At 63.6% G+C, this 12,252-nt stretch carries 10 protein-coding genes; 7 read left to right on the top strand and 3 right to left on the bottom strand.

All coding sequences use genetic code 11. From position 1 onward, the window contains the following. Positions 1 to 49: 49 nt before the first annotated feature. Entirely contained in the window at positions 50 to 781 is a 732-nt protein-coding gene (locus tag AAGW05_RS12455) for a queuosine precursor transporter (protein ID WP_411804853.1), read from the bottom strand. A 319-nt stretch (positions 782 to 1,100) separates the two neighbouring features. Beyond that, positions 1,101 to 1,703, bottom strand: coding sequence for a hypothetical protein (locus AAGW05_RS12450; RefSeq protein WP_411804852.1), 603 nt, complete (start codon positions 1,701 to 1,703; stop codon positions 1,101 to 1,103). A 229-nt stretch (positions 1,704 to 1,932) separates the two neighbouring features. Between AAGW05_RS12450 and AAGW05_RS12445 the strand changes: the two genes are divergently transcribed. The 7 genes from AAGW05_RS12445 to AAGW05_RS12415 all read left to right on the top strand — a co-directional run bounded on the left by AAGW05_RS12445 (position 1,933) and on the right by AAGW05_RS12415 (position 11,392). Then, positions 1,933 to 2,283: a hypothetical protein gene (locus AAGW05_RS12445; protein ID WP_411804851.1), complete on the top strand. Its 351-nt coding sequence runs from the start codon at positions 1,933 to 1,935 to the stop codon at positions 2,281 to 2,283. Next, complete coding sequence (locus tag AAGW05_RS12440; RefSeq protein ID WP_411804850.1) at positions 2,280 to 3,734, top strand: DUF3375 domain-containing protein; 1,455 nt, start codon at positions 2,280 to 2,282, stop codon at positions 3,732 to 3,734. Before AAGW05_RS12445 ends, AAGW05_RS12440 begins: the two co-directional genes overlap by 4 nt. Beyond that, on the top strand, positions 3,731 to 4,441 hold the full coding sequence (locus AAGW05_RS12435) for a DUF4194 domain-containing protein (RefSeq protein ID WP_411804849.1): 711 nt from the start codon (positions 3,731 to 3,733) through the stop codon (positions 4,439 to 4,441). The genes AAGW05_RS12440 and AAGW05_RS12435 overlap by 4 nt, the downstream gene beginning before the upstream one ends. Continuing rightward, positions 4,438 to 7,857, top strand: coding sequence for an ATP-binding protein (locus AAGW05_RS12430; RefSeq protein WP_411804848.1), 3,420 nt, complete (start codon positions 4,438 to 4,440; stop codon positions 7,855 to 7,857). Before AAGW05_RS12435 ends, AAGW05_RS12430 begins: the two co-directional genes overlap by 4 nt. Further along, positions 7,854 to 9,017 carry a Wadjet anti-phage system protein JetD domain-containing protein gene (locus AAGW05_RS12425; protein ID WP_411804847.1) on the top strand — a complete coding sequence of 388 codons (1,164 nt, stop codon included), beginning with the start codon at positions 7,854 to 7,856 and terminating at the stop codon, positions 9,015 to 9,017. Before AAGW05_RS12430 ends, AAGW05_RS12425 begins: the two co-directional genes overlap by 4 nt. Before the next feature lie 87 nt (positions 9,018 to 9,104). Next, positions 9,105 to 10,031 carry an NADP-dependent oxidoreductase gene (locus AAGW05_RS12420; RefSeq protein ID WP_411804910.1) on the top strand — a complete coding sequence of 309 codons (927 nt, stop codon included), beginning with the start codon at positions 9,105 to 9,107 and terminating at the stop codon, positions 10,029 to 10,031. A gap of 167 nt (positions 10,032 to 10,198) precedes the next feature. Then, positions 10,199 to 11,392 carry a hypothetical protein gene (locus AAGW05_RS12415; protein ID WP_411804846.1) on the top strand — a complete coding sequence of 398 codons (1,194 nt, stop codon included), beginning with the start codon at positions 10,199 to 10,201 and terminating at the stop codon, positions 11,390 to 11,392. Between the two features lie 179 nt (positions 11,393 to 11,571). Here the strand turns inward: AAGW05_RS12415 and AAGW05_RS12410 are convergent, their stop codons facing one another. Continuing rightward, the gene (locus AAGW05_RS12410; protein ID WP_411804845.1) at positions 11,572 to 12,069 is read right to left on the bottom strand and encodes a DUF2127 domain-containing protein; all 498 of its coding nucleotides are present in this window, start codon (positions 12,067 to 12,069) and stop codon (positions 11,572 to 11,574) included. Positions 12,070 to 12,252: the final 183 nt, after the last annotated feature.

Below are 12,252 nucleotides of genomic sequence, written 5' to 3'. Positions count from 1 at the left end.
GCAACGTCTTACTCGACGGCGCTCGGTCTGACTCGGCGGGGGACCCTGCTCAGGCGGCTACGTAGGACGGCTCGCGGCGCTTGAACCACCCGATGGCAAAGGTCGTGACAGGGATCAGCGCGTACTGTACGCCCACCTTGTACAGGAACCCGACAAGCACGTAGTTGGCAAACATGCCGAAGCCGGCGATGCCGATCACGGGGGCGGCAATGGCGCAAAAGATCAAGGTGTCGGCGAATTCGCCAACACCGCTGGAGCCCATGAGCCGGGCCCATAACTTCCGCTCTCCGTGGCGGGCCTTGAGCCTGACCATGATCTGGGAGTTGATGGTCTGGCCGACGAGAAACGCCAGCAGGCTGGCCAGCACAATTTGCGGCACCGGGCCAAGTGCATCCACCAGGGCTGCCTGCTTCGCTGTGCCGTAGTCATCGGTGAAGCCGGGCAGGGCGATGATCACCCAGTAGGACAGCGACGCAAAAATGGAGAGCGCAAACGTGGTGAAGATGGCCTTGCGTGCCACCTTAAAGCCATAGATTTCGCTGATCACGTCGCCAAGGATGTAGGCGAACGGGAACAGGAAGAAGCCGCCGTCGGTCACGATCGGGCCAAACAGCACGCCCTTGGAGGCGCCGATGTTGGACAGGATTACGATGACAGCCATGCACGCAAGCAGGATCCCAAAGTAAGGGCTGCCAACCGATGCGAAGGTGGGGGCGGCACTGGTTTTGACCGCGTTGTTTCTAACAGGGGTTGCCGAAGCGTTGCTTTGCAGCGGGGACATAATGTCGTCTCAAATTTCTTTAGCTAAGTGGTTCGCTCATACCTGCACCTGCGGGGAGGTTCTGCCGGTCGGCTGTATTATCACTGGGCCCGTCTGCACCCGGGCCATCCCCCATTCTGCCACGGCTGAATTCTTTCTGCCCGCTCACGGCCGAGAAAGGGTTCCAGCTCCTGGCAGAAGCTAAGGTTTCGGCCCGGCAATCCTCTGCTGGCAGCCTCCGCGGGCTTCCCTGCAGTGTCGGGGGAACGGATGAGCCCGCCCAGAAGACCATCACGGCGGTCAGGACACAGCAGCCCGATGACGGTGTCACGGTCAAGCACTATTTGGTGAAGTTGAGGATCTCCGCCACCCTGCCCCAGCCTTCGACGGCCGTGAAGCGTGCAGCTTGCTCCTCATCGGCGACCAGGAACAGCACGTCGGCGCCATGGGTGAAGGCTTCCTCGCCGAGTGCTGCGACCATGGCCTGCTCGAACACCGGCACCAGTTCGCCGTTTCCCTCATCCACGCCCAAGGCCGCCAGCACAGCGAGGCCTTCCCCGAGCCTGAGCCGCCCGCGGGCCACAGGCCGGTCAAAAAGCGCCACCTCGACGAGGTCATACTTCTCCATCGGCGCTTCGGCGAGATTCGCATCCGCCGGCAGCCGGGGCACAAGGTCAAGCTCCTCGGTCTCGGCGCACATCAGCACCTGCCGGGTTGTGGCCTTGAATCCGTGGGAGTGAGCAAAATTGGCGGCTCCGTCGGGATCCTCGGTGACAAGGACAAGTCCCTTCTCCAAGACATCCCGTGGGCGGGTGTCCCCCGGCCAAACCATCACGCGCCGCGGGCCAATCATGACGGCCCCCTCCTCAGTGGAGGATTCCAGATCCTGTACTGCTGCCCATGCCCCGGCCCATTCCTGAAAAGCATCTTGCCACATCGCCATGTCGCCACCTTTTCCCTGAATACCTCATCAACTGTGCACCCACCCAGCATAGGCACAGGGCCGGGAACCCGGGGCCCGAACTTCGAACAGCTCACCCTCGACGTTCCCGCGGAGTCGCCGAGAAGGGCAGGCACCGCCTAAGCGCCGCCTCTGACACCTTGGTGAGGCGGGAGCGGGCCCAGGAACACCATGGTGGGCCCCGCGAACGGCCCGTCGTGCTGCTGGGGCATTGAACAGGCGGGCTGACCCTGCGCCTGTGGGCCGGGCGATGGTGGCGCCGCCCATCGACCCCGGTTTCTACCCGCGTGCCGTGTCAAAAAAGTATGACGGCGAATGGGAGTACGAGTCCGAATGGCGCCCGGACCGCGGCTTCCCGCTCACGCCGTCGTTTTTGAATGCGGTGTTCCAGGGGCAGGCGCAGGTTGCGCACGGCTTGGGCCGACGCCGCGCTGGACGCTACCGCGCTGGATGCTGCCGCACAACGGCGCTGGGGACGGCGAAGATCAAATCAACAACTGCGCCGCACCATGACGCTGTGCTGACAGCTTTGTGGGCGGGAATTGCTAGGCTTGTAGCGTGACTATCATTCGGCCCGTCTTGGCGGCCCAACGGCTCCTTGCAGACGAACCGGCCTGGCGGATGCTGCGCGGGTCCAACTCCGCCATCGCGGTGGCTCTGCTGGGCGAACACCTCGGTCGGGATGAACGCCGCCTGGTGGCCCCGGTGCTGTTTGAGCGGCTTGCGGAAGACCTCGAGGAGCTTCGTGGCCAGGGCTTTGACCTGCCGCAAACCGCCCAGGCGTATTGCGCCGCGTGGCGCAATGACGGAATCCTGATCCGCCGCACGGCAGAGGACGCCCGTGAGGAAACTTTTGAACTTTCTCAAGGCGCGCTGACAGCAATTCGCTTTGTCGGGCAGTTGGCCGAACCGTCGGCGTCCGTCACCGAGTCCCGGCTGGCCACCATTTTGGATCGGCTTCGGGTTCTGGCCCGAGACACGGACCCCGATAAAACCAGCCGACTTGCCGCGCTTTATGAAGAACGTGCCCGCCTCGACGCCCACATTGAACGCGTGGACGCGGGCGAGGTTGATGTTCTTCTCCCGGAGCAGGCGCTGGAGCGCATCCGCGATATTTTGGCGCTCGTTGATGAGGTGCCCGCCGATTTTGCCCGCGTCCGTGCCGAACTGGAAAAGCTGAATCGCGGCCTGCGTGAACAACTTATCGAGCAGGAGGGCTCCCGCGGTACGGTCCTGGACGATATTTTCCGTGGCGTCGACCTGCTCCAGCAATCCGAAGCCGGACGCAGCTTCGCAGGTTTCTACTCGCTGCTCTTGGACCCTGAGCGCGGCTTGGAATTCCAGGACAGCATCGATCAACTCATGGAGCGAGACTTCGTGGAGCGGCTCAGCCCGGCCCAGTCACGTACGTTGCGCCGCACCCTGCCGACCTTGCAGGACCGCAGCTCCGAAATCCACGGCGTTATGACAGCTTTCAGCCGTAGCCTGCGCCGCTTCGTCCAGAGCCAGGAATTTGCCCACGACAGGATCATCAACAAAACCCTCCGTGCCGCACTCAAGCACGCCATGGAGACCGCCCAAACGGTCAAACCGTACGCAAAGACCTCCCTGACGCTGGAGTTGACGAGTGTGCCGTTGAACTCGGTCTCCGCTCTGAAACCGCACAACCCGGCCGATTTCGAATCCGCCCAGGACATCGTGCGGCATGAAAGCGAACCCGTTGATATTGAGGCGCTGCGAGCCCTAGCCCGGGCCTCGGAGATTGATATGGCCGAGCTCAGCAGCAATGTCAATGCCGCCCTTGACCAGCTCCAAGGCGCCACAATCGCAGCCGTCCTTCAGTTGTTCCCGGCAAGTCAGGGCGTGGCCAGCGTGGTGGGCCTACTGGTGCTGGCCGAACAACACGGCGGAAAACTCGAGGGCCACGAGGAACTGCACTGGACCTCGTCCCAAGGCTCACCCATGCACGGCACAGTTGGCCGCTACCTCTTCACCGACAGGATCGAACCATGAGCCCAGCACCGGAGCAGCACGCCCTGAGCGAGGAGCCGGACACCAGGGAAACTGACGCACTATGGGACGGCGATTCCGGCACTTTAAAGGAAACGTCCCGGCGCGCCCTGGTGCAGCTTTTGCGCGGCCCGTACCTCTCCGCCGCGAACCACGGGCGGCTCTGGACGGCGCTGCTGGCCGACGAGGACGCCATCCGCTCCCGGCTCTCTGACATGTTCCTTGAGCTCATCACCGACGACGCCGCCCAGCTCGCCTTTGTGCGCAACGCCGGCGCGGACATTGACGCGCCCAAGGTCATGCGCACGGCCACCCTGACGTTCCTGGACACGGCCCTGCTCCTCCACCTGCGCCAGCAGCTGCTGCATGAGTCCACCGGCAACAAGGCAATAGTGGGCGCCGATGAGGTGGCCGACCAGCTCCAGGTCTACCGCGGCAGGGACGGCGCGGACCCTGCCGGCTTCGCCAAGCGGATCGCCACGTCCTGGCAGAAAATGGTCAAATACGGCCTACTCTCGACCACCACCACCGAGGGGCGTTTTGTTGTCTCCCCCGTGCTGCGCCTGGTCTTTGGCCCCGAGGAGATAGCCGCCGTGCGCCACGAATATACGCGTCTCGTGGAGGGTGCCCTCCCGCTGGAGACGGACGACGCCGAACTATCCCCGGTGGGCAACTCCGCCACTACATCACTTGAGGAGGAGGACGCATGAGCGCCCAGAAAGGTGCGCTGCAGCGCGGCGGCAAGCTTCAGCCGGGCCAGTGGCGGCTGCAACGTGTTGAGGTGCTCAATTGGGGCACTTTCCAGGGCCACCATGCCGTGGAGGTGGCCCGCAAGGGATTCCTGCTGACGGGCCATTCCGGCTCCGGAAAGTCATCTCTCGTTGATGCCATCTCCGCCGTGCTGACCCCGCGCGGGAAGTTGCGGTTCAACGCCGCAGCCCAAGACACCTCCGCCCGCGGTGAGGACAGAAGCCTTGCCAGCTATGTGCGGGGTGCGTGGCGGCGCAGCGCACATGATGAAACAGGCGAGGTCAGCAGCGACTACCTGCGGCCCGGCGCCACCTTCAGCGCCATCTTGCTGCGCTATGGCAACGGCATTGCCGGGGACAAGCCGATACTGCTCATCAAGCTGTACCACCTGCGTCGAGGCTCCAACACCACGGCGGACGTCAGCGAGTTGAGCCTGCTGCTCAACGAGGAAGCGGCACTGCCGGACTTTGTTGAGCACCTGCGCAGCGGCATTGAAACCCGCCGCATCAAGGCCGCGTGGCCGCAGGCCTTGACCGTTACTGACAAGCACTCGGCCTTTGCCAGCAAGTTCTGCCGGGTTCTGGGCATCTCGGGTGAAAACGGCGTTCTCCTCCTGCACAAAACCCAATCCGCCAAGTCGCTGGGCAGCTTGGATGACTTGTTCCGCTCCTTCATGCTCGACAGGCCCAAGACCTTTGATCTGGCCGACAACGCTGTCACACAATTTTCCGAACTCTCCGAGGCGCACCGCCTGGTGGTCGAGGCCCGCAACCAGGTTTCACTGCTGGAAAAGCTGGAATCCCCCGTGGCGGTCTTCGAGGAGAACACTGCCCTGGCGGCAGAGGCAGATATTTATGGCACAGCCCTGCCCACTTTCAAGGACGCCTGGCGGCTGCAGCTTGCCCGCGAGGCATGTGCCGCTGCTGACGCCCTGGTGCGCTCCAGCAAGCACAGCTCGGAATTGGCGGCGGCCAAAGTTGCCGAATTGGCCGAAGCCCACGCCCTTGCACAGCGACAGGTGGACAAGCAGGGCGGTGACGCACTCAAGACCCAACGGGCGTGGATTGATGTGGCGAAGGACCAGGAACGGGTCATTCGACTGCGCCGTGCCGAAATCGAGGCCAGGCTAACCGATGTGGGGATCGACTTCCCCGGCACCTTCGAGGACTTCTCCGAGCTCCGGGCAACACTTAGCCAGGAACAATCCGGTTACACAGCAACCAAGGAGGCCAGCGACCAGAACATCCTGGCCATCCATGAAAAGCTGGCCACGTCCAAGGGTCGAGTGCGTTCGCTCGAGGCCGAGCTGAAGTCGCTGCACCTGCGCCGCTCGAACCTGGAGGACAGGCTCATCCGCGCCCGTGATCTCGTGGCGAAAAGTGCCGGGTTGCCGGCGTCGGCCTTCCCCTTCGCCGGCGAATTGATGGAGGTCCGCAAGGAATTTGCGGACTGGAGCGGTGCCATCGAACGAGTGCTGCGGCCGCTGGCCACCGTCATGCTGGTGCCGCAGGCCCACCTGGCCAAGGTGCGCGAGGCCGTAGACGGGATGAATCTGGGCACCCGCTTGGTGTTTGAGGCGATCCCACTGCGCTCCGAAGCCCCGCGCACTGCCGGCTCCGAACGCTCCCTGATCCGCAGGGTCGAAGTGGCGCCGGGCCTCATGGCGCCCTGGCTCAATTCCATGCTGTCGCGCAGCTATGACTACGAATGTGTGGATTCCCCCGCCGAACTTGGCAATAGTTCGGCGGCCGTCACCCGCGCCGGACAGGTCAAGCGCTCGGCCACCCGGCATGAAAAGGATGACCGCTCCAGGGTGGATGACCGCAGCCGCTGGGTGCTGGGCTTCGACAACCAAGAGAAGATCGAACACCTCACGGCCCTGGCCCAGACCGCCCGTGCCGAAGAGGCGCGGCTGCGGCGCGAACTCGACGCCCGCCAGGGTGAGCTGGAAGCGGCCAAAAACAGGATCCAGGCGCTGACGGCACTGCACGATTCCGATTGGGCCGACGTCGACACCACGGCCGCCGCAGAACTACGGCAATCCCGGGAGGAAAGTCTGGCGCAGCTGCTGGCGTCAAGCGGTGATCTGCGGCTGGCCGAATCGGCCGCTGCCGAGGCGCTGCTGCGGGTGGGCGCGGCGAAGAAGGCCGAGGATGTTTGCCGCAACGAGGCCGCAGCGGCGTCGGCCGTGTTGCTTGGCATAAGTACTGTCATCGACGAGCTCACCTCCAGCGTGGATTTCTCCCACCCCACCCCGGCACACATTGCCCAAGCCCTGGAACATCGGTTCTATGCCGTCCGCCGCAACATCACCCATGACCGGATTGACGGCATTGCCATGACTGTCGCCGGCCACCTCTCGGCGGAGGAAAAGCGGGCCACAGCCACCGCGGACAAGGCCCGGACAGCGTTCGCAGCAATTGCAGGGGAGTTCTCCCGCCAGTGGAAGGCCAAGGCCGCTGACCTGCAGCCAATGATCGAGGACAGGGAAGGCTATTTGAGGGTCCTCGCAGAGCTGCGCAGTGACAGGCTGCCCGATTTTGAGAACCGCTTCTTTGAACTGCTCGAACGCCAGTCGCAGCAAAACGTGGCCCAGCTTGCCAATGAAATCCGGCGGGCTCCTGCGGAGGTGCGTGAGCGGATCAGCCCCGTCAACACCTCCCTGGGCAGGTCGGTGTTTGACGAGGGCCGCTTCCTGAAAATTGCCGTCAAGGAGAACCGGACGGAGGCCGGGCGGAAGTTCCTGGCCGATCTGCAAACCATCAGTGCCGGGTCTTGGGTGGAGCAGGAGCACGGTGCCGCGGAGGCCAAGTTCGAGGTCATGCGCCGCATGATGGAACGCCTGGCCTCCAGCGAAGTTGCCGACACCTCCTGGCGCAACCAGTGCCTTGACACCCGCCTGCATGTGCGGTTCACGGCCACCGAGATCGATCCCGAGGGCCAGATCGTCAACGTCCACGATTCAAGCGCGGGCCTCTCCGGCGGGCAGCGGCAGAAACTCGTCACGTTCTGCCTCGCCGCCGCACTGCGCTACCAACTCGCCGACGAGGACACCGACATCCCCAGCTACGGAACCGTCATCATGGATGAGGCGTTCGACAAGGCTGACAGCAATTTCACCCGCATGGCCATGGACATCTTCACCGAATTCGGCTTCCACATGGTCCTGGCAACACCGCTGAAACTACTCCAAACCCTGGAGGAATACATTGGCGGCATGGCCGTGGTGACCTGCCGCGACTTCCAGGACTCCCGCATAGGATCGGTCTCCATCGAAGGCACCTCCCCTGCATCAAGCACGACGCCGGATGAGCGCCTCGCGCCCGTGGCGGTGGCTGCCGCCGTGCTTGCCTCCGGCCACGGGCAATTGTTTTGAGCCCCTCCCCCGTCACCCCATCAGCGGCGCGGGAGCAGGCCGCCAAGAAGTACCTGCGCCACTTTGGGGTGTGGGCGGTGGCAGCAGCACAACATCCCGACATCCCCGGCAGTGCCCCTGCGCTTGATCTGCCGCTCCACCCGCCCACCGAAGCGCAGGCCCTCACACAAGGTCGGAACGCCATCGAGTGGGTTGCCTCCTGGCAGGACGTGCCCGGCACCATCTGGGGTGGACGACAGTGGGCCAGCCTGGGCAGGCAGAACGTGCCGGAACGGTTGTTACTTGACTCTCCAGGCGACGTCGCACATTTTTGCGGGAAAGACGCGCACTGGCGCCGAGCCAGCGGGCGGATCGTGGAACTTTTGGCCCTGCCGGATGCCACGGACGGGCTCGCTCAGGCCTTGTCGCGGTCGGCTGTGGCCCTCGAGGCACTGTCAGACGTGGATTTCGGACGGCTGCTCGGCGTCCTGACTTGGCTGGGCCGCAACCGGAATTCGGGCATGTATGTGCGCCAACTCCCCATTCGCGGGGTGGATTCCAAGTGGGTCGGGGCTCACCGCGGGCTGGTGGAACGGCTCCATGCGGCGGCCACCGGCGCCGCATCACTCGGTTTGACGACGGCGCCGGGAACTGTCCGGCTGCGGTTTCTGGACCGCGGACTGGCACCTGGCGGACTGGGCGATGTATCCGCACCGGTGGCCGAGCTCGCGGCGTTGGCGATCTCCCCGCGCATTGTCTTCGTCTTTGAGAATCTGGAATCGGTGCTGGCGATGCCACCCATGGCCGGGGCCGTCGTCGTCCACGGTTCTGGATATGCCGTGGACAGGCTCGCCAGCATCCCGTGGCTGGGCCAGTCCCACGTAATCTACTGGGGTGACCTGGACAGCCACGGTTTTGCCATCCTGAACCGCTTCCGCGCATCCGGGCTGGCGGTGGAGACAGTTCTCATGGATGTGGGCACTTTGGCGGCACACAAGGACCTGTGCGTGCCGGAACCGAAACCGGCGTCAGGGCAATTCAGCTATCTGCGCCCTGTGGAACTGGCTGTCATGGCGGAACTGGCTGCCCGCGGAAATGTGCGGCTGGAACAGGAACGCATTTCTTGGGATTACGCACTTGCACAGCTTTTCGCCGCACAGAATGTTTATACTCAGCACTAGTTGTGGCACATTGACCGGCATGTCAATCTGGTCCAAAATAGGCGTCGGTCGCGGGCAACGAAAGGAACCAACACCATGGATTCGACGATGAAAGCCATGACGTACAACAAGTATGGCGGCACCGAGGTCCTCAAGCAGGCAGTGACGCCAATTCCCAAGGTTGCGCCCGGGTCGGTGCTGATCAGGGTCAAGGCTGCAGGTGTCAACCCCGTGGACTGGAAGATCATGGGGGGCGGTCTGGACGGGATCATGGATGTGAATTTCCCTGTGATTCCGGGCTGGGACGTGGCCGGGGTGGTGGAGGCCGTCGGCTTTGACACCCCGGAGTTCAAGGTCGGCGACGAGGTGTTCTCCTACGGCCGCCGTGACACAGTGAAGGGCGGAACCTTCGCCGAACTCGTGGCCCTGCCGGCATCGATCGTCACACACAAGCCAAGCAACCTGTCCTGGGTCCAGGCTGCAGCGCTCCCCTTGACCGGGTTGACAGCCCAGCGCACCCTCGACGCCCTGGGTCTGCTGGCGGGCAGCACCCTTTTGATCCACAACGGCTCAGGCAGCGTGGGTCGCAGCTGCATCCAACTGGCAGTGACCGACGGCGTGCGCGTCATCGCCACAGCCTCGGCGAAAAACCACGCACGGCTGCGCGAGCTCGGGGCCGAACCCGTTGACTACGGTACCGGCCTGGTTGACCGCGTCCGCGCCCTGGCCCCCGACGGCGTCGACGCCGTGGCCGACTTTATCGGCGGTGTCCTGGACGACAGTCTCGCGGCGCTCAAGGACGGCGGCCGGCATGCCTCCATCGCCGACAGGACAGTGCTTTCCCACGGCGGCCAGTACATCTGGGTCCGCCCCGGAACTGGAGAACTTGAACGGCTGAGCCTGCTGGTCGAGGATGGGACGCTGAGCGTGGACGTGGCCCAAACGTTCCCCCTGCAGGAAGCCGCAAGCGCCTTTGAGGCGAGCATGTCAGGCCACGGCAGCGGCAAGATCGTACTCACCGAATTCAGCGACTGACCCGGCCCCAACTTCGAAACAGCAGCAGATGCGATTTTCCGGCCAAAAAACCGCATCAGCTGCAGTTTGAAACCACCCGAGGCTGTCGCCATCTGCCCAGCCGCGCACGGAACGGCCGATGCCACTACGGTTAAGGGGTCCCACCCCGCTGACCGCAAGGAAAACCTGTGGCCAAGAAGCCCAAGAACACCAAGAAGTCCCGTTTCGGCAATCCGGCCAAGGCTTCGGCCGACGCAGCTGCCCGGACAACCGAACGGTCATCGGCCGAAGCCCGGCTGGATCGCGCCATGGGCGCACTGTCGTCGGGCTATGTTGACTGGCTGGAAACCGAGAGCCGCCCCGATAAGTCAATCGATGTCAGCCTTGCCATCCTTGATGACTTCTTTGACATGTACCGCATCCTTGAGCCGTATCCGGATCCCACCAACCTGGTGCCCGCAGCCCTGCGGGAGGTCGTGGAAGTCACCGCCCACGCGAACCCTCTGGGTGTGATGACACTGCGCAATGGCGTCCACGACTACGTCGCCTATCTGGCCGAGGCCGGCCTCTGGAGCGGAACGCACGAGGACCTGATGGCCATTCTCGACGAGCTGGCGCAGACGGCAGTTCCCGGGGTGGGCTCCGACGACGAGCCGGACTATGAAGACCTGCCCAATGAGGACTACGAGTTCGCCGAAATCTACCTCCCCACGGTGAGTGAGGAGACGGCCGCCGAAACAGCTGAGAACTCCCCGCTCTGGAAGAACATCCTGGCGCTGCTTGAATGGATTGGCGACGGCAAGGAGTTCACGGAGGACGGCATCCTGCCGGATCAGGAAGGCGCCGCCGCCACCCTGATCAACACAGGCGTAGGCGCACTTGCCGCGGCCGCCCGTTTCACCACGCCGGCAGACCACAGCGCCGCACGGCTGGCGCTGTATTGGGAACTGCTGGAGGAGGCGGAGCTCGTGACCGTCAGCGATACTCACGTGCGCCCCAGCTCAAAGCAGCCGCTGCGCAGCGATGACCCCGAGAAGGTTCTGCTCATGCGGGATTTGATGGGCCACTTCATTTTCACGCTCACCCTTGAAGGCTCCGAAGAGGGCATTTTTGAGGACTGGCATGTGGCGATGGCCGATTGGCTGACCCAGTCCGCATCCGCCGCCCCGCCCGAAGCGGCCCAGCTCATCCAAGCCTTGGAGGAGCCGGACTCTGTGCACCCTGACCTGTTGGCCATTGCCCAGAACATCGCGCACTGGGCTGAAGAAGGCCTCGTCACGGTCGGTGAATTCATCGAGGTCTTACCGGCTTGGCGCCCCGATGTCTTTGACATCCTCAAGGACGCTTTCCCTGTCCACGCCGCCGGGCCAGGAGCCGAGTAACCGGAACTGGCCCTGCCGGAGCCAACGCCGTCCGAACCCGCCGGCACGCACGTGATGACACCGGCCGCCACGAGGAAAACCCATTTGTCCCACATGGCCGCCAGCCTGATGAGCACCTTGTCAGGGCCAATAGAGCACCAAAGTACCGCCGGTTGCCCCTGCCCCCACAATGAGAATCTTCATGCCTGTTCCGGCACTTTGCCCCTGCGCCTGTGCCTCTGGTATTCATGCCAGGTCAACACCACTATCACGGCGTCAAACACTGTCAATGCCACGAGCCCAGCCGACGGCGCCACGGCCAATTGGTACAGCTGATAGAGAATGAAGATGCCAAGGACGGCGATCATCCAGGGATACGCCCACAACTTGTCCATCAGCAGGGCGGTCACCAGGACCACCTTCACTATGCCATGGGCCAGCAGGTAGAGCGCGCTGAACAAGACCACATGGTTACTCAGCCCGGTGGCTCCTCGCAGAATGTGGCTGGCAATGAAGTCGTTCGGGTCCTCGGTCAGCTCCGGCTGGGTGAGTAGGACCGCGATCTCGTGGATTCTGGCCGGGGCAATGAACAGCAGAAGGGTACCGCCGAGCAGTTCAAGGACGCCGTCAACGCCCTTAACCACAATGCCGATGGTAAAGAGCCTGCCCCACCAATCGGTCATTTTCAGCATCCGCATGGGACCTCCAGCCGTATTTCTGATTGGAGCCTAGCATCGGAGGCTTACGGGGTGCCCGTGCGTCCTGCCTACAGTGGAACGCTCACGACTGTTCAGATCTCTCCCGCAAACCAGCCTTCCGGATGAATTTTGCCGGCGCGATCCCCTGCGGAAACCGCAGGCGGGGCCCATCGCTTGGGTGAT

The sequence above is a fragment of the Arthrobacter sp. LAPM80 genome, assembly GCF_046736435.1.
Lineage (GTDB): Bacteria > Actinomycetota > Actinomycetes > Actinomycetales > Micrococcaceae > Specibacter.
The sequence above is the reverse complement of the archived record's forward strand: the minus strand, read 5'-3'. Positions and strand labels throughout refer to the sequence as shown.

Excerpts from the sequence above, each read along its gene's own strand:
- AAGW05_RS12455 (WP_411804853.1), bottom strand. The coding sequence starts at position 781 with ATGTCCCCGCTGCAAAGCAACGCTTCGGCAACCCCTGTTAGAAACAAC.
- AAGW05_RS12450 (WP_411804852.1), bottom strand. The coding sequence starts at position 1,703 with ATGGCGATGTGGCAAGATGCTTTTCAGGAATGGGCCGGGGCATGGGCA.
- AAGW05_RS12435 (WP_411804849.1), top strand. The coding sequence starts at position 3,731 with ATGAGCCCAGCACCGGAGCAGCACGCCCTGAGCGAGGAGCCGGACACC.
- AAGW05_RS12430 (WP_411804848.1), top strand. The coding sequence starts at position 4,438 with ATGAGCGCCCAGAAAGGTGCGCTGCAGCGCGGCGGCAAGCTTCAGCCG.
- AAGW05_RS12420 (WP_411804910.1), top strand. The coding sequence starts at position 9,105 with ATGAAAGCCATGACGTACAACAAGTATGGCGGCACCGAGGTCCTCAAG.
- AAGW05_RS12410 (WP_411804845.1), bottom strand. The coding sequence starts at position 12,069 with ATGCGGATGCTGAAAATGACCGATTGGTGGGGCAGGCTCTTTACCATC.